At 70.4% G+C, this 19230-nt stretch carries 19 protein-coding genes; 11 read left to right on the forward strand and 8 right to left on the reverse strand.

The window, feature by feature from the left end:
* Positions 1-57: 57 nt before the first annotated feature.
* On the forward strand, positions 58-975 hold the full coding sequence (locus ACXJJ3_RS30285) for a phosphotransferase family protein (protein WP_458165251.1): 918 nt from the start codon (positions 58-60) through the stop codon (positions 973-975).
* Here the strand turns inward: ACXJJ3_RS30285 and ACXJJ3_RS30290 are convergent.
* Positions 965-1291, reverse strand: coding sequence for a VOC family protein (locus ACXJJ3_RS30290; protein ID WP_458165252.1), 327 nt, complete (start codon positions 1289-1291; stop codon positions 965-967). The genes ACXJJ3_RS30285 and ACXJJ3_RS30290 overlap by 11 nt on opposite strands.
* A 184-nt stretch (positions 1292-1475) precedes the next feature.
* Positions 1476-1781, reverse strand: a complete 306-nt coding sequence (locus tag ACXJJ3_RS30295; protein WP_458165253.1) for a hypothetical protein — start codon at positions 1779-1781, stop codon at positions 1476-1478.
* Between the two features lie 150 nt (positions 1782-1931).
* Here ACXJJ3_RS30295 and glmU point away from each other — a divergent pair, with 150 nt between their 5' ends.
* Together glmU and ACXJJ3_RS30305 are read left to right on the forward strand one after the other, a co-directional pair.
* Positions 1932-3392: a bifunctional UDP-N-acetylglucosamine diphosphorylase/glucosamine-1-phosphate N-acetyltransferase GlmU gene (glmU, locus tag ACXJJ3_RS30300; RefSeq protein ID WP_458165254.1), complete on the forward strand. Its 1461-nt coding sequence runs from the start codon at positions 1932-1934 to the stop codon at positions 3390-3392.
* A 34-nt stretch (positions 3393-3426) separates the two neighbouring features.
* Positions 3427-4407 (forward strand): ribose-phosphate diphosphokinase, encoded by a 981-nt coding sequence (locus ACXJJ3_RS30305; protein WP_325040853.1) that lies wholly within the window; start codon positions 3427-3429, stop codon positions 4405-4407.
* 48 nt (positions 4408-4455) lie between these two features.
* Here ACXJJ3_RS30305 and ACXJJ3_RS30310 read toward each other — a convergent pair whose 3' ends face one another.
* Complete coding sequence (locus ACXJJ3_RS30310) at positions 4456-4932, reverse strand: hypothetical protein (RefSeq protein ID WP_458165255.1); 477 nt, start codon at positions 4930-4932, stop codon at positions 4456-4458.
* A gap of 100 nt (positions 4933-5032) precedes the next feature.
* Here ACXJJ3_RS30310 and ACXJJ3_RS30315 point away from each other — a divergent pair, with 100 nt between their 5' ends.
* Positions 5033-5827 carry a DUF1932 domain-containing protein gene (locus tag ACXJJ3_RS30315; protein ID WP_458165256.1) on the forward strand — a complete coding sequence of 265 codons (795 nt, stop codon included), beginning with the start codon at positions 5033-5035 and terminating at the stop codon, positions 5825-5827.
* On the opposite strand, the gene ACXJJ3_RS30320 is transcribed toward ACXJJ3_RS30315, so the two are convergent.
* Together ACXJJ3_RS30320 and ACXJJ3_RS30325 are read right to left on the reverse strand one after the other, a co-directional pair.
* Positions 5820-6425 (reverse strand): hypothetical protein, encoded by a 606-nt coding sequence (locus tag ACXJJ3_RS30320; RefSeq protein WP_458165257.1) that lies wholly within the window; start codon positions 6423-6425, stop codon positions 5820-5822. The two genes, ACXJJ3_RS30315 and ACXJJ3_RS30320, sit on opposite strands and share 8 nt — an antisense overlap.
* 8 nt (positions 6426-6433) lie before the next feature.
* Positions 6434-7102 carry a hypothetical protein gene (locus tag ACXJJ3_RS30325; protein WP_458165258.1) on the reverse strand — a complete coding sequence of 223 codons (669 nt, stop codon included), beginning with the start codon at positions 7100-7102 and terminating at the stop codon, positions 6434-6436.
* A gap of 286 nt (positions 7103-7388) precedes the next feature.
* Here ACXJJ3_RS30325 and ACXJJ3_RS30330 point away from each other — a divergent pair, with 286 nt between their 5' ends.
* The 5 genes from ACXJJ3_RS30330 to ACXJJ3_RS30350 are packed head-to-tail and all read left to right on the forward strand — an operon-like array spanning position 7389 to position 14005.
* Positions 7389-8027 (forward strand): 50S ribosomal protein L25/general stress protein Ctc, encoded by a 639-nt coding sequence (locus tag ACXJJ3_RS30330; protein ID WP_458165259.1) that lies wholly within the window; start codon positions 7389-7391, stop codon positions 8025-8027.
* Between the two features lie 48 nt (positions 8028-8075).
* Entirely contained in the window at positions 8076-8651 is a 576-nt protein-coding gene (gene pth / locus ACXJJ3_RS30335; RefSeq protein ID WP_458165260.1) for an aminoacyl-tRNA hydrolase, read from the forward strand.
* Positions 8648-12280 (forward strand): transcription-repair coupling factor, encoded by a 3633-nt coding sequence (gene mfd / locus ACXJJ3_RS30340; protein ID WP_458165261.1) that lies wholly within the window; start codon positions 8648-8650, stop codon positions 12278-12280. The genes pth and mfd overlap by 4 nt, the downstream gene beginning before the upstream one ends.
* A gap of 29 nt (positions 12281-12309) precedes the next feature.
* A complete protein-coding gene (locus tag ACXJJ3_RS30345) occupies positions 12310-12945 on the forward strand; it encodes a hypothetical protein (RefSeq protein WP_458165262.1) in 636 nt (211 codons plus the stop codon).
* Between the two features lie 22 nt (positions 12946-12967).
* The gene (locus ACXJJ3_RS30350; RefSeq protein WP_458165263.1) at positions 12968-14005 is read left to right on the forward strand and encodes a MazG family protein; all 1038 of its coding nucleotides are present in this window, start codon (positions 12968-12970) and stop codon (positions 14003-14005) included.
* Here ACXJJ3_RS30350 and ACXJJ3_RS30355 read toward each other — a convergent pair.
* Complete coding sequence (locus ACXJJ3_RS30355; protein WP_458165264.1) at positions 14002-14589, reverse strand: dihydrofolate reductase family protein; 588 nt, start codon at positions 14587-14589, stop codon at positions 14002-14004. The two genes, ACXJJ3_RS30350 and ACXJJ3_RS30355, sit on opposite strands and share 4 nt — an antisense overlap.
* A 116-nt stretch (positions 14590-14705) precedes the next feature.
* Between ACXJJ3_RS30355 and ACXJJ3_RS30360 the strand changes: the two genes are divergently transcribed.
* On the forward strand, positions 14706-17543 hold the full coding sequence (locus tag ACXJJ3_RS30360; RefSeq protein WP_458165265.1) for a helix-turn-helix transcriptional regulator: 2838 nt from the start codon (positions 14706-14708) through the stop codon (positions 17541-17543).
* A 1-nt stretch (position 17544) separates the two neighbouring features.
* Here ACXJJ3_RS30360 and ACXJJ3_RS30365 read toward each other — a convergent pair whose 3' ends face one another.
* Positions 17545-17835 carry a transcriptional regulator gene (locus tag ACXJJ3_RS30365; RefSeq protein ID WP_458165266.1) on the reverse strand — a complete coding sequence of 97 codons (291 nt, stop codon included), beginning with the start codon at positions 17833-17835 and terminating at the stop codon, positions 17545-17547.
* Positions 17832-18293 (reverse strand): hypothetical protein, encoded by a 462-nt coding sequence (locus ACXJJ3_RS30370; RefSeq protein ID WP_458165267.1) that lies wholly within the window; start codon positions 18291-18293, stop codon positions 17832-17834. Before ACXJJ3_RS30370 ends, ACXJJ3_RS30365 begins: the two co-directional genes overlap by 4 nt.
* Positions 18294-18366: 73 nt before the next feature.
* Here ACXJJ3_RS30370 and ACXJJ3_RS30375 point away from each other — a divergent pair, with 73 nt between their 5' ends.
* The gene (locus ACXJJ3_RS30375; protein WP_458165268.1) at positions 18367-19200 is read left to right on the forward strand and encodes a phosphotransferase enzyme family protein; all 834 of its coding nucleotides are present in this window, start codon (positions 18367-18369) and stop codon (positions 19198-19200) included.
* Positions 19201-19230: the final 30 nt, after the last annotated feature.

Consider the following 19230-nt stretch of genomic DNA (forward strand, 5'->3'; position numbering starts at 1 on the left):
GCCCGCACCGACAGAAATCGGGGGACAGCCAGGCGGAGGCTGGCTAAGGTCGCGGGCATGTCGTATGCCGAACCGCTGCAGGAGCTTGGCTACCGGGCGCCGGAGGAGCTGGCGACCGGGATGCAAGGGGCGGTGTACCGACTCGGCGCGGGGAAGATCGCGAAGGTCTGGTTCCACGCCGGGGAGCGGGAGCTTCGGACACTCCGGGAGTTCTACGACGCGATCGACGGGCAGTTGGCCTACCGGACGCCGCGGATCCTCGAGCTTCATCGGCCAGGGCCGTATTGCGTGACGATTGAGGAAGAGCTTCCCGGCGTACCGCTGCACACCGTCGCTCCGGCGTACGGAGAGCCGGGGTGGGAGCGGGCGCGGGACTGTGTGGTGGACGTGGTGGAGGCGCTGGCACAGGTCGAGGCGCCGGACGTGCTTCGGCGTACGGCGGTGCTGGACGAGACCGATCCGTTCCGGCCCGACGGCGTGTCGTGGCGCGAGGCGTTGACGGGGCTGCTGCGGAGGCGGGTCGCGAGGTTCGGGGATCAGCTCGCGGAGGTGATCGACGACTTCGAGGCGAAGTTCGATTCGTTGCTGCGACAGTTGGCCGACGAGCCCGGGACCCGGCTCGTCCACGGTGATGTGACGGCCGGCAACATCCTGGTCGACGAGGACCTGCGGCCTGTCACGCTGCTGGACTTCGGGCTGTCCACGATGGCGGGTGACCCGGTGTTCGAGGCGGCCTCGGCGGCGAGTGTGATCGACCTGTGGTCGCCGAGGGTCCGCGAGATCGAGGCGGCGTACGACGCGGCGTTCACCGACAGGCTCGGGTACGGCGCCGGACAGCTGCTCGTCTACCGCTGCGCGTACTCCCTGATCATCGCGAACGCCCACGATGACGACCCGTACGGCCGCGACAGCCACCTTCCGCTGACCGCGAAGCTCTTCAACGGCCCCGAGGTCACCGCGCTGCTCACGAGATGACGCAGAACACCGTCCCGTCGGGCGCTTTCAGTACGACGAAATCGGCGTCCGGCGGGTAGGTCCAGTCGATCCGCTCGGCGCCGAGTGAGATGAGCCGCTCCACCTCGGCCTCCTGCGTCGAGCCGTCGACCCACAGGTCGAGGTGCGTACGGTCGGTCTCGTCGAGGTGGAGCCGGGTCGGCCGCGCGTTCGCGGGCGGGAGCAGGAAGTCGGGGTTGCCGGCCTGCCCGGTGAAGCCGAGCGCTTCCCGCCAGAACTCGGCCGCCGGACCGTTGGCCGGGACATTCAGGACGATTGCTCCGAGAGTGAGTGCCATGCTCCCCAGGTTGGCAGAGATCCGGGGGCGGCGGACTTCCGTACGCCGGACCCCGACACGGTGCTCCTCCTGAGGCGCTGGACCACTCAGGCTGGGACGCGAACCGGGGCTTGGCAACACGCGCCGGGGCCGGTGAACAAGCAATAAGCCTGTTCACCGACTGTCTCGTAGGGGGCGATCGCGGTCAGTCGGTCAGCAGTTGCCGGCGGTGGACGACGAACTCGGTGCGGCCCTCGGCGGTTGAGACGCCGCAGGGGCGCTCCGTGGTGATCCGGACCCGGTCCGCGTCCACCGCGACGACTTCGCAAGTCACCAGGACGTCGATCGGGTACTCCGCGTCCCGCACGAGCCGCTCGTGGCTGCCGAAGATCGGTGGTTTGTCCGCCAGGACGTGGCGGAGCCCGTCGGCGTCCTCGAACTCGACCTCGACCCAGCCGGGGAACGGCTCGTCGGAGACCCAGCGCACCGCGCTTGCCCTCAGGTTCTGCACGGGACAAGCCTGGCAGGGGCGTGAGATCGCTCTCGTCCGGGGCGGCGGAAGGCAGTTCCGGCGAGCAAGTAGGCTTGCGCGGGCGCTGTTTCGGGTGCCTGTGTTGATACTGGTTGAAAGAACTCGCAGGGAACTCGAGGAGAAGACCGAGTGACTTCCCATCGCCCCGCGGCGGTCGTGATCATGGCCGCCGGTCTCGGAACCCGGATGAAATCGGCGACCCCGAAGGTGCTGCACGAGATCGGCGGGCGCAGTCTCGTCGGCCATGCCGTGCTCACCGCCCGGGCGCTCACCCCCGAACACCTCGTGGTCGTGGTCGGCAACGGCCGCGAACTGGTCGAGGAGCACCTCAAGAACGTCGACCCCGAGGCCCGGACCGCTGTCCAGGAGCAGCAGTTGGGCACCGGCGACGCCGTCCGCGCCGGGCTGACCGCCGTACCGGAGAGCTTCGACGGGTCGGTGATCGTCACGTCGGGTGACGTCCCGCTGCTCGAGGCGGAGACGCTGCACGACCTGGTCGCGGCGCACGACAAGGACGGGAACGCCGTCACCGTGCTGACCGCGCGGGTCCCGGACCCCACCGGCTACGGCCGGATCGTGCTCAGCCAGGACGGTACGGTCGCCGCGATCGTCGAGCACAAGGACGCGACCCCGGAGCAGCGGGCGATCGACGAGATCAACGCCGGCATCTACGCCTTCGATGCGGCTACGCTCCGTGACGGTCTGAGCCGGCTGACCACGGACAACGCGCAGGGCGAGCTGTACCTGACCGACGTCCTCGGCATCGCCCGGAACGACGGCAAGCGGGTCGGCTCGCACGTCACCGACGACGCGATGCAGACCGAGGGCGTCAACGACCGCGTCCAGCTCGCCACGCTCCGTGCCGAGCTGAACCGCCGGACGCTCGTCAAGCACATGCGCGAGGGCGTCACGATCGTCGACCCGAACACCACCTGGATCGACCGGACCGTCGACCTGGCCCGCGACGTCACGCTGCTCCCGAACACCCAGCTGCACGGCGCGACCGTGGTCGGCAGCGGTACGACGATCGGCCCGGACACCACGCTCACCGACGTCGAGGTCGGCGAGGGCGCGACGATCATCCGGACGCACGGATCACTCGCGGTGATCGGCGACGGCGCGAGCGTCGGCCCGTTCGCGTACCTGCGGCCGGGCACCAAGCTCGGCGTCAAGGGCAAGATCGGCACCTTCGTCGAGACCAAGAACTCGACCATCGGCGACGGCGCCAAGGTCCCGCACCTCACGTACGCCGGCGACGCGACGATCGGCGAGGGCGCGAACATCGGCGCCGGCACGATCTTCGCGAACTACGACGGCGTCTCGAAGTACCCGACGCACGTCGGCAAGTACTCGTTCATCGGCAGCAACTCGGTGCTGGTCGCCCCGCGGACGATCGCGGACGGCGCGTACCTGGCGGCCGGTACGGCGCTCACCGAGGACGTCGGCCCGGGTGAGATCGCGGTCGCCCGCGGGCGGCAGCGCAACATCAAGGGCTGGGTCCAGCGCAAGCGGGCCGGTACCAAGACCGCCGCGGCGGCCGAGGCAGCGCTCGAACAGCAGGACGCCAAGCCTGACGAGCAGCAGGCCTGAGCGGGACACGCGAGGACAACGGGAGGCGCGGGCGATGAGCGGGATGAAACGAACCACCGAGAAGAACCTGATGGTTTTCTCCGGCCGGGCCCATCCCGGTCTCGCCGAGGAGGTGGCCACCGAGCTCGGGTCCGGCCTGGTCCCGACCCAGGCGTACGACTTCGCCAACGGCGAGATCTACGTCCGGTTCGAGGAGTCGGTGCGGGGCAGCGACGCGTTCGTGATCCAGAGCCACACGTCGCCGATCAACGAGTGGATCATGGAGCAGCTGATCATGGTCGACGCGCTGAAGCGGGCGTCGGCCAAGCGGATCACCGTGGTGCTGCCGTTCTACGGGTACGCCCGGCAGGACAAGAAGCACCGCGGCCGGGAACCGATCTCGGCCCGGCTGATGGCCGACCTGTTCAAGACCGCGGGCGCGAACCGGCTGATCTGCGTGGACCTGCACACCTCGCAGATCCAGGGCTTCTTCGACGGGCCGGTCGACCACCTGATGGCGCTGCCGATCCTCAGCGGCTACGTGGCCGAGAAGTACGGCGACCAGCAGCTGGCCGTGGTGTCGCCGGACGCCGGCCGGATCAAGGTGGCCGAGCAGTGGTCCGCCCGGCTGAACGGCGCACCGCTGGCGTTCATCCACAAGACCCGCGACATCGACCGCCCGAACGAGACCGTCGCGAACCGGGTCGTCGGTGAGGTCAAGGGCCGGGTCTGCATCCTGGTCGACGACATGATCGACACCGCCGGGACGATCACGAAGGCCGCGGACGCGCTGTACGCCGAGGGCGCCGCGGGCGTGGTGATCGCGGCCACGCACGCGATCCTGTCCGGGCCCGCGGTGGACCGGCTGAAGAACTGCCAGGCCAGCGAGGTGATCGTCACGAACACGCTGCCGATCGCCGAGGACCGCCGTTTCGACAAGCTCACCGAGCTGTCGATCGCGCCGCTGATCAGCCGCGCGATCCGCGAGGTCTTCGAGGACGGCTCGGTCACCAGCCTGTTCGACGGCCGCGCCTGACCACTCACCCGGCGCCGGTCCGACCGTCGCCGGGTGAGCTGTACCCCGTCAGGCGGTGATCCGGCGGCCGCTGACCGTACCGGTGCCGGAGTCGATGACCTGGGTCGTGCTCATCGGGGCGTACACGGTGACCTGGTACTTCGCGGTCAGCTGCCCGTGCGCCACCGAGCCCCACGCCCGGACCCGGATCGTCGGCCCGACCGACGTCGGCCCCTGGTTGCCGGCCTGCCCGGTCCACATGGTCAGCCGGAACGACTTCCCCTGCGACGACCAGGCCCCGGTGAACGGCGCACTGGCCGGGCTGATGTCGTGTGACACCACCACGCCACCGCCGGCGAAACTCAGCACGAGCCGGATCTTGTCGGGCGACCCGGTGTCCTGCCGTACGCACATCCAGCTGCCTTGCAGCCCGTCGCCACTGTCCGCCAGCGCCGGCGTAGCAGCCAGACCGGCGACCGCCACGCCTCCTGCCGCGATCCCCGCACCCCTCAGCGCCTGGCGCCGCCCGATTGCGTTCTCACTCATGGAACCCTCCCCCTGAGAGCCGCTGTTGGTTCCACGCTGCACACGGATCCGGCGGGTTGGCAACGGTTCGGCGCGAACGATCACTGACATAGGTTTGGCGGTGACTGACCGGATCGAACGATCGGACGCCCGCATGCGGATCGCTGTGTTCCACCCCGGAGCGATGGGTTCGAAGCTCGCCGCGCAACTGGTTGCGGCCGGCCACGAGGTGCACTGGGTCCCGGACGGCCGCAGCGACGCCTCGAAGGCGCGCGCGGACGCGGCCGGTCTGATCGGTACGCCGTTCGCCGACGCGATCGCGCTCGCCGACGCCGTCCTGTGTTCGTGCGCCCCGCAAGGCGCGGTGGACATCGCGCGGCAGGTCGGCCGGGCCGGGTTCCACGGCGTGTACGTCGAGGCGAATCCGCTGTCGCCGACATCGCTCCGCGCGGCTCGGTCCGCCGTACCCGAGGCGACGTTCGTCGACGCCGGCGTGATCGGCCCGCCGCCGGCCGGGGGACCGAGCCCGACCCACCTGATGCTGTCCGGTACGGCGGCGGACCAGGTCGCCGGCTGGTGGACCGGTACAGCCGTCACGCCGATGGTGGTGGGTACCGAACCGGGCGCGGCCAGTGCGGCGAAGTCGTCGTACGCGCTCTACAACAAGGGCAAGGCGGCGCTCGCCGTGCTGGCGTTCCAGCTGGCCGCGAAGCACGGCGTGACCGATGCGCTGGTCGCCCAGCAGACCCGCGCGGACGGCGGCTCGCTGAAGGACCCGGACCTGCCCGACCAGCTCCGCGCGGTCGCCTGGCGCTGGGGCCCGGAGTTCGACGAACTCGCCGAAACCCTCGACGACGCGGGCCTCGAAGGCGATGCGGCCCGCGCACTACGCCAGGTCTGGACCGGCCTCACCTGATCCCGTAGTCCTCGAAGACGAACGGCGGAATCAGCTCGACGACCTGCTCGAACAGGTACTTCGCCTCGAACACGACCGGTGTCGTCCAGTACCCGGAGCCCCACGTGACCAGCGTCCGCCCCTCGATCCGCCAGGACCAATGCTCGTACTCGTCCACGAGTATCGCCATCATCCGTGGGTTGAGCACCGCGCTCGCGTACCGCGGATCGCCCGACTCGACCGTGAACTGCTGGTTGAAGCGCGCGCTCTCGAACTCCTGGCTCGGCACCAGCGGGTTCTTCGGCCCGACCGTGAGCGGCGGCAGCGCGTACGGCAGGTCGTACGCGATCACGTGGCACTTCGCGGCGGTCGACGTACTCGTCGTGGAGTAGGTGAAGTCGAGCGCCCGGATGCGGCGGCCGGCGATCATCCGTTCGGCTGTGCCCTGTGGGGAGTAGAGCTGCGCGGCGACCTTCGCCAGCCACGGATCGGTCGGCGCCGGGTACCACCCGAGCTCGGCGGCCTCCCGGACGCGGCGGTCGAAGAAGGTACGGCGACGGCGTACGGACCGCACGTACAGCAGCAGGAGCCCGACCGCGATCAGGGCCAGAACGACCACCGTCGTGATCACTGGTAGACCGGCCCGCCGTAGTCCTGCAGTACGAACGGTGGGATGAGGGCCACCAGTTGCGTCATCGCCTGCAGCCGGGCGAAGACGTCCTGCACCTCGAAGCTCCCGGTCGCCCAGGACACGAACGCGTTGCCGGCGATCTGCCACTCCAGACCCGGGTTGCTCAGTTGACACTCCATCATCCGCGGGTGCATCACGGCCGAACCGTACCGGTCGTCGGCGCACTCGACCCGGAACCGCTCGTTGAACTGCTCGTTCTCGAGTTCGAGATCGCCGCCGCGCAGCATCCGCCGCAGGCCGTTCTCGCGCAGCACGGTGACCGGCGGCAGTGCGACCGGCAGGGTCAGGGCGACAAGGTTGACCCGGTGCGTCTGTGTCGTCTTGCCGTTGCTGGTGACGTAGCTGTAGTCGAGAACGCACAATCCGCGACCGTTGTACTCGCCCGCGTACGACTCACCGGGGGTGCCGTCCCGGAACAGGTTCGCGGCGATCTGCGCCAGCCACGGGTTCGGCGGGACCGGGTACCAGCCGACGGACTGCACCTGCGCGAACCGCTGCAGCTGCCGGGCGCGCACCCGGCGGTTGGTCCAGATGACGAGCCAGATCAGCCCCGCCAGCAACGCCAGCGGAAGCAGCAGACTCAGGCCGAGATACATCCCCATCACCCTGGCAACGTACCGAAGTCGCGGTCCGGAATCCGCTCACGTCGACGGGAGCTGAACGGGGAGCAAAGTGCCGTGGTCGGACGGATTTCCCGTCTGGCCGCGCTCGTGGGTAGACTGTTTTGGTTGCCTCGGCGAGGGACGCCCCCCGAGAACTGTTGGGCGCGGCTCCGTGATCGACGCGGTGGTTCGTTGCCTGACGCCTTCTCCGGGGTCAGCAGGCGCCCGCTGAGGCCGCAGCCGAGTTATCCAGACAACAGATCACCGCAACGCTTTGAGGAGTTCAGTCGTGGCCGAGGTCAAGATCCAAGCCGAATCGCGGACGGAGTTCGGCAAGGGTGCTGCCCGCCGAATCCGCCGGGACAACAAGGTTCCCGCGGTCCTCTACGGCCACGGCAGTGACCCGGTGCACATCACGCTGCCCGGTCACGACACCATGCTGGCCCTGAAGACCGCCAACGCCCTGCTGATGATCGAGGTCGAGGGCGGCGAGTCGCACCTCGCGCTGCCGAAGCAGGTCCAGCGCGACCCGCTGAAGGGCTTCATCGAGCACGTCGACCTGGTCATCGTCAAGCGTGGCGAGAAGGTCCAGGTCGAGGTCGCCGTGCACCTCGACGGCGAGGCCGTCTCGGACGCGCTGGTCGTCACCGAGCACGCGTCGGTCCTGGTCGAGGCCGAGGCCACGCACATCCCGGAGAGCATCACGGTCTCGATCGAGGGCCTCGAGATCGGCGCCCAGATCCACGCCTCCGACCTGACCCTGCCGGCCGGCGCGACGCTGGCGATCGAGCCGGACACGCTGATCGTGAACGTCACCGCGCAGCCGACCGCCGAGCAGGTCGAGGGCGAGCTGGCCGAGGCCGAGGCCGAGGCGGGGATCGAGAAGGACGAGCCCGCCGCGGAGCCGGTGGCCGCCGCCGCCGAGTAGTCTGCAGCTCGGTAGCAGCACAGCAGAACTTCAGGAGGGCCGGGATCCGTGGCGGACGACGTGTGGTTGGTCGTCGGACTGGGGAATCCCGGCCCTTCCTATGCCCGCACCCGGCACAACATCGGGCATCTGGTCGCCGACGAGCTGGCCGCCCGGACCGGGGCGAAGTGGAAGCAGAGCAAGCAGGTCAAGGCCGAGGTGATCGAGACCCGGATCAGTGGCCTGCGGACGGTGCTCGCGAAGCCCCGGTCGTACATGAACGAGTCCGGCGGCCCGGTGTCCGGGCTGCTCAAGTTCTTCAAGCTGGACCCGGCCAACCTGGTCGTCGTGCACGACGAGCTGGACATCGACTTCGGCGTCCTGCGCTGCAAGTTCGGCGGCGGCGACAACGGTCACAACGGGCTGAAATCGGTGCGCAAATCGCTTGGCACCGGTGAGTACTATCGAGTCCGGTTCGGTGTGGGTCGTCCGCCGGGCCGGCAGGCGCCCGCCGACTTCGTCCTCAACGAGTTCTCCGCGGCCGAACGCAAGGACCTTCCGTTCGCCGTCGACCGGACCGCGGACGCCGTCGAGTCCCTGCTCACCGACGGCCTCGAAGATACTCAAGGGAAGTACAACTCGTGAAACTCCACGGTCTGGTCGACACCCTGATCACCGATCCGGTGGTGTCCGAGGCCGTCCGTGACGCCCGTGCCGAAGGCGCCACGACGCTCGACCTGAGCGCGCCGATGCCGGTGCGCCCGGTCCTGCTGGCCGCGATCGCCGCGGCGCAGAACGGCGCGGACCGGCCGGTGCTCGCGGTCACCGCGACGTTCCGCGAGGCCGAGGAGCTCACCGAGTCCCTGCAGTGCCTCGTCGAGGAGCCCGGCACGGTCGCGTACTACCCGGCCTGGGAGACGCTGCCGCACGAGCGGCTGAGCCCGCGGTCGGACACCGTCGGCCGGCGGCTCGCCGTGCTGCGGCGGCTCGTGCACCCGGATCCGTCCGACGAGACGACCGGGCCGATCAAGATCCTGGTCGCGCCGGTCCGGTCGGTCCTGCAGCCGCAGGTCGCGGGCCTCGCGGATCTGAAGCCGGTGCAGCTGCACGCCGGCGACAGCGCCGAGCTCGAGGACGTCGTCGAGCGGCTGGCCGGGGCGGCGTACCACCGGGTCGACCTGGTCGAGCGGCGCGGCGAGTTCGCGGTCCGCGGCGGCATCATCGACGTGTTCCCGCCGACCGAGGAGCACCCGCTGCGGGTGGACTTCTTCGGCGACGACGTCGAGGAGATCCGGTACTTCGCGGTCGCCGACCAGCGGTCCCTGGAGATCGCCGAGCACGGCCTGTGGGCGCCGCCCTGCCGCGAGCTGCTGCTCACCGACGAGGTCCGCGCGCGGGCCGGCGTACTGGCCAAGGAACATCCCGAGCTGGCCGAGCTGTTCGAGAAGCTCGCCGAGGGCCACGCGGTCGAGGGCATGGAGTCGCTGGCGCCGGTGCTGGTCGACCACATGGAGCTTCTGGTCGACCTGATGCCGGCCGGAACGCACGTGGTCGTCAGCGACCCGGAGCGGGTCCGGGCGCGCGCGCACGACCTGGTCGCGACCAGCCAGGAGTTCCTGGAGGCGTCGTGGGCCGCGGCCGCTGGTGGTGGCGAGGCCCCGATCGACCTCGGCGCGGCGGCGTACATGTCGCTCGGCGACGTCCGGTCGCAGGCGCTGGGCAAGGGGCTCGCGTGGTGGAGCCTGTCGCCGTTCGCGGCGGCGCCGACCGACGACGGCCCGGAGCTGCGGGATTCGATGGGCGAGCGGATCGCGTTCGACATCGACACCGAGTCCGGCGCGGTCACCAGCAGGATCCTCGCGGTCCGCGAGGTCGACCCGTACCGCGGCGAGACCGGCGCGGCGGCCGAGGACATCCGCGGCTGGCTGCGGGACGGCTGGCGGGTCGTCTGCGTCACCGAAGGACACGGTCCCGCGCAGCGGCTGGCCGAGGTGTTCTCCGAGGCGGAGCTCCCGGCCCGGGCGGTCGAGGGCATCGACGGCGTCCCGGAACCGGGCGTCGTACTGATCTCGCAGGGCCAGCTGGAGCACGGGTTCATTGCCGAGGGCATCAAGTTCGCGGTCCTCACCGAGAACGACCTGGCCGGGCAGCGGTCGGCGGCCGAACGCCGATCCCAGCAACGGATGCCGTCGCGCCGGAAGAAGACGATCGACCCGCTGGAGCTGCAGCCCGGCGACCACGTCGTCCACGAGCAGCACGGCGTCGGCCGGTACGTCGAGATGATGCAGCGCACCGTCGGCACCGGGAACCAGAAGGCCACCCGCGAGTACGTCGTGATCGAGTTCGCGGCCAGCAAGCGCGGCCAGCCGGGCGACCGGTTGTACGTCCCGACCGACCAGCTCGACCAGGTCACGCGATACGTCGGCGGCGAGCAGCCGACCCTGGACAAGATGGGCGGCGGCGACTGGGCCAAGCGCAAGGGCCGCGCCCGCAAGGCCGTCCGGCAGATCGCGGGCGAGCTGATCAAGCTGTACGCCGCGCGCCAGGCGACCAAGGGGCACGCGTTCGCGAAGGACACGCCCTGGCAGCGGGAGCTGGAGGACGCGTTCCCGTTCGTCGAGACGCCGGACCAGTTGGCGACGATCGACGACGTGAAGCACGACATGGAACGCGTCATGCCGATGGACCGGATCGTCTGCGGCGACGTCGGGTACGGCAAGACCGAGATCGCCGTCCGGGCCGCGTTCAAGGCGGTGCAGGACGGCAAGCAGGTCGCCGTACTCGTGCCGACGACACTGCTCGTGCAGCAGCACTACGCGACTTTCGCCGAGCGGTACGCCGCGTTCCCGGTGAACGTCGCGCCGCTGTCGCGGTTCCAGACCGACAAGGAGTCGAAGGCCGCGATGGACGGCCTGGCGGACGGGTCGATCGACGTCGTGATCGGTACCCACCGGCTGCTGTCCGGTGAGGTGCAGTTCAAGGACCTCGGGCTGGTGATCGTCGACGAGGAGCAGCGGTTCGGCGTCGAGCACAAGGAGCAGCTGAAGCGGCTGCGGACCGCGGTCGACGTACTGACGATGTCCGCGACGCCGATCCCGCGGACGCTGGAGATGTCGATCACCGGCATCCGGGAGATGTCCACGATCGCCACCCCGCCGGAGGAACGGCACCCGGTGCTGACCTTCGTCGGCGCGTACGACGAGCACCAGGTGACCGCCGCGATCCGCCGCGAACTGCTCCGCGAGGGCCAGGTCTTCGTCGTCCACAACCGGGTGAACACGATCGAGAAGGCGGCCGCCCGGATCCGTCAGCTGGTGCCCGAGGCGCGGGTCACGGTCGCGCACGGGCAGATGAACGAGCACACCCTGGAGAACGTGATCCAGGGCTTCTGGGAGAAGCAGTCCGACGTGATCGTGTGTACGACGATCGTCGAGTCCGGGATCGACATCTCGAACGCGAACACGATGATCGTCGAGCGCTCCGACCTGCTCGGGCTCTCGCAGCTGCACCAGCTCCGCGGGCGGGTCGGCCGTGGTCGCGAGCGGGCGTACGCGTACTTCTTCTTCCCGCCGGAGAAGCCGCTCACCGAGACCGCGCACGACCGGCTGGCCACGATCGCGCAGCACGCCGACCTCGGCGGCGGTATGGCGGTCGCGATGAAGGACCTGGAGATCCGCGGCGCCGGCAACCTGCTCGGCGGCGAACAGTCCGGGCACATCGCGGACGTCGGCTTCGACCTGTACGTCCGGCTCGTCGGCGAGGCGGTCGCGGAGTACCGCGGCGACACCCAGGCCGAGGAGCCCGAGGTCAAGATCGAGCTGCCGATCGACGCGCACCTGCCGCACGACTACATCCCGTCGCAGCGGCTGCGGCTGGAGATGTACCAGCGGCTGGCCGCCGTCCGGGACGAGGACGGGATCGCGGAGCTGGTCGAGGAGTTGCACGACCGGTACGGCGAGATCCCGCAGGCCGTGCTGAACCTGATCGAGGTGGCGAAGTTCCGCAACCACGCCCGCCGGGCGGGGCTGCACGACGTCACGCTGCAGGGCAACATGATCCGGTTCGGCCCGGTCGAGCTGCCGGATTCGAAGGTGCTGCGGCTGAACAGGCTGTACCCGAAGAGTCTGGTGAAGCCGCAGTTGCATACCATTCTGGTGCCGCGACCGGCGACCAGGCAGATCGGCGGGCAGCCGCTCCGTGACCAGGAGCTGCTGCAGTGGTGCACCCGGTTGATCGACGACGTCATCGCCGAGCCTATTGTGGTGCCGGCGTGAGACCAACAGTTGCGATACGAGGAGATTCGGTGAGCACACGGCTTCGGGCTCTCGGTGCGGTGGCGGCGATCGTGCTGCTGACCGGCGGTTGCGCGGCGGGTACCCACCCGGGCGCGGCGGCGGTGGTCGGCAAGACCGAGATCAGCGTCAGCGACGTCGACAACACCTCGCGCGCGGTCACCACGGCGCTCGGACAGGACTTCAACACGGTCGCGGCGCTGAACATCCTGGTGAGCAACGCGCTGGTCTCCGAGATCGGGCAGCAGAAGTCGATCACGGTCACCCCGGCCGAGACCGCCGCCGCGGCGCTCAGCTCGGTCGGCGAGGACGAGACGATGTACCAGAAGTTCCAGGGCTCCGCGGAGACCCGCGACTTCCTGAACTCGGTCGGGACCGCGTCGGTGATCACGGTCAAGCTGGCCGGTGGCACCATCAAGGACCTGCAGAACCAGGCCAAGCTGCAGCAGGGCGTGCTGGCGGTCCGCGACGCCTCGAAGAACATCGACGTCACGGTCGCGCCGCGGTTCGGCAAGTGGAGCGACGGCACCCTCGACAACACGATCTCCGGATCGCTGTCGAAGGAGTCCGCCCAGACCGCCGCCCAGCGCAAGGCCGCCCAGAACGCCGCCCAGCAGGCGCAGGGCCAAGGCCAGGGCCAGGGCTGATCCCGACCTGGTTGTCGATGTGGTGACCGACGGGGTGGTCGACGGGCGGCCGGTGGGCCGGATCACGGTTCTGGTGACCAGCCCGCGGGTGGCGCCGGGCCTGCTGACCCGCGCCGCCTGGCAGTCCCTCGAGGCCGCTGACGCCATCGGCGCCGCCGGGTCGTTCCCAGCCGGCGCAGCCTCCTCTTCCGGCCCCGCAGGGGCCGTGCGGGCGGATGTTCAGGCGGTGGTCGGGTCCGGGTTGGTGGTCACTCAGGTGGAGGGTGGCGCCGCCGAGCACTGGAGCTGGCTGTCGTCCGCGGCCGAGGCCGGCCGTGACGTCGCGTGGATCGTCGGCGACGACGGCGAGCCGGAGCTGCTGCACGTGGTCGCCGAGCAGGTCGCCCGCGACCCGCGCCCGCCGTACGCCGTCGAGATCCTGCACGGGTCGTACGACGTACCGGGCGCCCGGCTGATCGACCTGGTCCGGGTGATGGACCGGATCCGCCGGGACTGCCCGTGGACCCAGCAGGAGACCCACGAGAGCCTCGCGAAGTACCTGCTCGAAGAAACGTACGAGACCCTCGAGGCCCTCGACACCGGCGACCGCGCCCACCTCCGCGAGGAACTCGGCGACCTGCTCCTCCAGGTCGCCCTGAACTCCCGGATCGCCGAGGAGGACCCGGACGAAGGTTTCACGATCGACGACGTCGCCGGCGGCATCGTCGAGAAACTGGTCCGCCGCCACCCGCACGTCTTCGCCGCGGTCGACGCCGCCGACGTCGCCACCGTCGAAGCCAACTGGGAAGCCATCAAAGCCACCGAAAAACAACGCTCCTCAGTCCTCGAAGGCATCCCGCTGGCCCTCCCCGCCCTGGCCCTCGCCGACAAGGTCCTGGGCCGCGCCGCAAAACTCCTCCCCACGGACACGACCGACCCCACCAACGACGCGGAGCGAGTCGGGCAGGAGCTCCTGTCCATCGTCCGCGAAGCTCGCGCGCTGGGCGTCGACGCGGAGCAGGCGCTCCGCATCGCCGTCGCCACGCTCGCCGACCACATCCGCGCCGCCGAGAAGTCTTAAACGGCCCGGTCGTACAGCAAGCACAGCGCGCCGCTCTCCGTCGGCGTGCAGTCGGTGAGACTCCACGACGAAGCCGCCGTCGTCTCGTCGAACAGCGACACCCCACCGCCCACCAGTTCCGGGCACAACGTGACCGACAGCCGATCCAGCTCCCCGGCCGCGAGCAGCTCCCGGATCACACTCGAGCTCGCCAGCACGACGATGTCCCCGCCCTCCTCCTGCCGCAGCTCCTTCACGGTGGCAACCGGGTCTGCGACGGCGATCCGGCTGTGCTGCCACGGCGCCTCCTCCAGCGTCGTCGAGAACACCACCTTCTCGACCCCGTCGAGCCAGCGCGAGAACGCCCGGCTCTCCGCCGGCGCGTTCTCGTCGTCCGCGACCGTCGGCCAGTACCCGCCGAAGCCCTGGTAGTTCTTCCGCCCGAGCAGCGCGGTCGTCGCCGGCGACGTCACCCGGATCATGTGCGCCAGCGACCCGGCTGTGACGGCGTGCGGCGCGATCCACCCCATGTCGTAGTCCCCGCCGGGACCGTTGACGCGGCCGTCGAGGGACAGCGAGATGTTGCCGACCACAGTGCGATTCATGATGTTCTCCTCGGTAGTTGGTCTGTGCTCCACAGTCTGTCCGTCGACACCGGTCCGGGTCGTCACCAGATCTGACGACATCTCGTCCGGGGCCCGAGGGATGCGAAGATGACCGGATGGGGGCCAGTCCGGTACTGATCAGCCGCAGATCCGAACTCGCGGCCCTGCGCGCCGCCTACGACCGGGCCCGCACCGGCGAACCGGTCACGGTGCTCGTCTCGGGCGAAGCGGGCATCGGAAAGTCCCGCCTGGTGACGACCGCCGTCGCCGGATTCGACGGCGAGCCTCTCGTGCTGACCGGCGGCTGTCTCGAACTCGGCGCGGACGGTACGCCGTGGGTCCCGTTCCTCGCGATCCTGCGCGACCTGCTGCGCGCGTGGGGTCCGGAGCGGCTGACCGAGGCGCTGCCGTCCGGCGGTACGGCGCTCGCCGGGTGGCTGCCGGAGCTGTCGCTGCCGGAGGGGCCGGCGGGTCATGTCCGGCTGTTCGGCGAGGTCCTCGGCCTGCTCCACCAGGCGGCCGCCGAACGCCCGCTCGTCCTGGTGGTGGAGGACCTGCACTGGGCGGACGCGTCCAGCCGCGAGCTGCTCGTGTATTTGATGCGCACTCTCGGCGCCGCCGTACTGCTGATCGTCACCCTCCGGACCGGGGAGCTGCCCGCCGGACACCCCACCCGCAAGCTGCTGTCCGAGCTGGCCCGCCGCGCCGAGGTGGTCCGGCTCGAGCTGGCGCCACTCGGCCGGCAGGAGGTCGGCGAACTGCTCGCCGCACTCGACGGGCGTACTCCGCATGCCCTGACCAGCAGCGAGATCCACCGCCGCAGCAGCGGCAACCCGCTCTTCGTGGAGGCGCTGTACGCGGCCGGCTCGGACTCGTCGGACGGCCTGAACGAACTGCTCCTCGGCCGAATCGCCGATCTCTCACCGCCCGCCCGCCAGATCCTCGCCACAATCGCAGTCGCCGGCGGCACCGTCCCGGACGACCTCCTCGCGGCGGTCACGGGTGAAGCGGTCGACGACGCCGTGCGGGAGTTGGTCGAGCGGGATCAGGTGTTCGTGCGGGGAAGCGAGTACGTGATCCGGCACGACCTGATCCGGGAGGCGGCGTACGGCGCGCTGCTGCCCGGCGAGCGGCGGCGGCTGCATGCGCGGTTCGCGTCCGCGATCGAGGCGGGGCCCGGATCGGCGGCACCCTTGGCCGAGCACTGGGCGGCGGCCCTGGCCGAACACTGGACAGTGGCGGGGGAGCCGACCAAGGCGCTGGCGGCGGCGTGGCGCGCGGCCGCGACGGCCGAGCGGCAGTTCGCGTACGACGAGCAGCTGAACATGCTCAACCGCGTCCTCGAGCTGTGGTCCGGTACCGACGTGATCGACGTCGATCAGACGACCGTCCAGGAACTGGCAGCCGCCGCGGCGTACGCAACCGGCCGCTCCCAGCCCGGCGTCGAACACGCGACCGCCGCCCTGGCAACCCTCGACCCCCACACCGAACCGCAACGAGTAGCCCAGCTCCTACGCCTCCGCGGCCTACTCCACTGCCGGCTCGACGGCACGGGCACCAACGACCTCCTGCACGCAGTGGAGCTGATGCGCGGGGTGGAGCCGGCTCCGACGGGTGCCGACGACGTGCTGCGTAGCCGGTTGTTGTCCGGGCTTGCATTTACTGAACTGGTTGGTGCGCCCGGGCCGGAGATGAGCCGGCATGCGGCGCAGGCGCTCGAACTGGCGGAGCGTGTGGGTGACAACCAGGCGCTCGCCGACGCGCGGCTGGTCAGTGGCGGTGTCGCGTTGCACACCGATGGCGGGTCCGTCGCGGTGCGGCGGTTGCTGCAGGACGCGCGGCGGGCTGCGGAAGCGTGCGGAGACCAGCACACGTACCTGACGTCGCTGCAGTGGGAGGGCCGGGCGCTGAGCGACGCCGGGCATCCTGAGGAGGCGGTGGTTCTCCTCGCGGAGGCCTCGCAGCAGGCCGAGCGGTGGGGCCGGATGCGGGCGAGAGGCTCGATGCTGGCGCAGCTCCGGGCGGAGGCGCTGATCTCGCTCGGCCGCTGGGACGAGGCCCTGGAACTGGTCGAGAACGCCCTCGTCGACGGACCTCCACCCTGGTACGACGCGGCGCTCCGCCTCGAGATCGCGGTCGTCGCCGTACAACGCGGCCAGTACGACGACGCAGCCGAACAGCTCGCGCACCTCGCCGTACCGCCGGGCGGCCCGATCAGCGAGGTCGGCCTGTCCCGTCTCCCGGTCCACCTGGCGCTGGCGATCGGCCAGAACGACGTGGCGGCAGCCGATCGGATGCTCGCCGAGGCCGTCGACGCCCTGCCCGACTGGCCGGCCGCGGACGCCGTCGTCATGGCGCGGCTGTACGTCGCGGCGCTCCGGCTCGAACGCACCGCGACCGGCCGCCGCCGACAGATCCCCGCGCGATCAAAGGCACTCCGAAAGGCCCTGCCCGCCCCGGACCGCTGGCCGATCGTCGAGGCCGCCGCGCGGACCGGAGACGCCTACGACCTCGGCACCACCGCCGCCTGGGACACTGCGGCCGACGCCTGGCGCGTGGCCCACGACGTCCACGAGCTCGCGCTCGCCCTCATCGGGGGCGCTGCCGCCGCTCTGCGGTCGAACAACAAGCCGGGCGCCCGTCACCGCCTCGACGAAGCACGCGAGCTGGCCACCGGTCTGGCGGCGGCGCCCCTGCTCGCGGAGATCGACGACCTCACCCGCCGCGCCGGAATGTCCACAGCCCGCGAAGAACCCGCCGCCCACGGCCTGACCGAGCGCGAACTCGTCGTACTGCGAACCCTCGCCCGCGGCTTGTCCAACGCCGAGATCGCCCGCGAACTGTTCGTCTCGCCGAACACCGTCGCCACCCACGTCGCCCGCATCCTCCGCAAACTCGGCGTCGCCACCCGCACCGAAGCCGCGGCCGTTGCCCACCGCAACGGTTTGGTGTGAGCTACTGCGGGCCGTCCAGCAGCGTCCGGAGCGCGGTCCGGTGCGCGGTGTAGGCGCGCTCGCCGGCCTTCGTCATCCGGTACGTCGTGGTCGCGCCGCGGCCGTGGCCGGACTTGGTGGTGGTGACGTAGCCGGCCGCCTCCAAGGCGGACATGTGCTTGGAGAGGTCGGAGTCGGCGACCTCCAGGTAGTCCTTGAGGAAGCGGAACGTCACGGTGGTCGCGTTCGCCAGCACCGCCATCGCGGCCAGCCGTTTCGGGGCGTGGATGACCGGGTCGAGTCCGTCGATCACCCGAGACGCTCCCGGACCTGTGCGGCGGCGACGGCGTACTGCCGTTCGTAGTACCAGAGGCCGGCGGTGACCAGGACGAACGCGGTCGGGGCGGCGGCCGGTACGCCGAGCAGCGCCCAGACGGCGGCGACGACCACCACGACCACCGCGACGCCGGCGAAGTACTGCTTCCAGATCCGCCCGATCTCGCGCGGCGGCCGGCCGCGTCCGGGGAACGGCATCGCGCCGTGCCGGCGCTGCATCCAGAGCAGGAACGCGAGCTCCAGCCCGATCAGCACCGCCAGCGCCGGGAAGAACAGCGCGGCGCTGTCCCGCCACCAGCTGAACACGCCGATCAGCGCGGCGACCCAGAGGCCGATGACCGGCGGGTACCACCACGGGGTCTTCGGGTAGCTCACGTACGGCGCCGCCTCGGCGCGCTCGATGATCCGCAGCTGCTCGTCCGCATCACTTTCCATGATGGAAACCTACCCGATAACTTTCCACTTTAACAAGTAGAAAGTTATCGAGGCGTTCTGTCAGGCTGCTCGGATGGACGTCGCCGAGGTACTCCGTGAGCAGTGGGACCTGAAGCCGACGGCGCTGGAGGTGCTGACCGGCGGAATGAATTCGGCCACCTGGCTGGCGTACTGCGGCGCGGAACGCGTTGTGCTGAAGGCGGTCGGGCTCGACGACGACGCGTTCGGGCCCGGGCTGGAGTTGGCGGTCCGGCTGGATGATGCGGGCGTGCTGACCGGTCGGCCGCGGGCGAGCAAGCACGGGCACCTGGTGGAGCGGGTGGACGGGCGGCAGGTCGCCGTACTGGATTATGTCGGCGGGGACGAGCTGGTGCCGTCGGATCAGCTCGAGATCGGGGATGTGCTGGGGCGGGTGCACTCGGCGGCGCCGCTCGAGTCCGGTGAGACGGCCGACTGGTTGCGCTTCCTGCTGCCGTTCGAGGACTCGCTGGACCTCGAGCCGTGGATCCGCCCGGCCGTCGAGGGCGCGATCGCGGATGCCGTCGCACTGGGCCCGGTGTCGTGGGCCTGGCTGCACGGAGACCCCGCCGCCGAAGCGTTCCGCCGACAGCCGGACGGCCAGGTCGGCCTCATCGACTGGGGTAGCGCGATGCGGGGCCCGATCCTGTACGACGTGGCGTCGGCGGCGATGTACGTCGGCCGCGGCGTCGTCCCGGCGTACCTCACCCGCCGCCCCGACCTGACCACCGAGATCCACCACGGCCTCGACACCTACCTCAACATCCGCTACGCCGTCCAAGCCGGCTACTTCGCCTGGCGAATCACCACCAACCTCCTCACCGGCATCACCGGCCCGGAAGACAACCAGAAGGGCCTAGCCGACGCCCGCCGCTCGTTCGGCCTGTAGATCCCGCAGTACCGCGGCCTCGGTCGCCGG

The organism is Kribbella sp. WER1 (assembly GCF_054189145.1).

Bases quoted from the DNA above. Each gene is read 5' to 3' on its own strand.
- ACXJJ3_RS30285 (WP_458165251.1), top strand. From the start codon at position 58: ATGTCGTATGCCGAACCGCTGCAGGAGCTTGGCTACCGGGCGCCGGAG.
- ACXJJ3_RS30360 (WP_458165265.1), top strand. From the start codon at position 14,706: ATGGGGGCCAGTCCGGTACTGATCAGCCGCAGATCCGAACTCGCGGCC.
- ACXJJ3_RS30310 (WP_458165255.1), bottom strand. From the start codon at position 4,932: ATGAGTGAGAACGCAATCGGGCGGCGCCAGGCGCTGAGGGGTGCGGGG.
- ACXJJ3_RS30370 (WP_458165267.1), bottom strand. From the start codon at position 18,293: ATGGAAAGTGATGCGGACGAGCAGCTGCGGATCATCGAGCGCGCCGAG.
- ACXJJ3_RS30290 (WP_458165252.1), bottom strand. From the start codon at position 1,291: ATGGCACTCACTCTCGGAGCAATCGTCCTGAATGTCCCGGCCAACGGT.
- ACXJJ3_RS30355 (WP_458165264.1), bottom strand. From the start codon at position 14,589: ATGAATCGCACTGTGGTCGGCAACATCTCGCTGTCCCTCGACGGCCGC.
- ACXJJ3_RS30375 (WP_458165268.1), top strand. From the start codon at position 18,367: ATGGACGTCGCCGAGGTACTCCGTGAGCAGTGGGACCTGAAGCCGACG.
- ACXJJ3_RS30305 (WP_325040853.1), top strand. From the start codon at position 3,427: ATGAGCGGGATGAAACGAACCACCGAGAAGAACCTGATGGTTTTCTCC.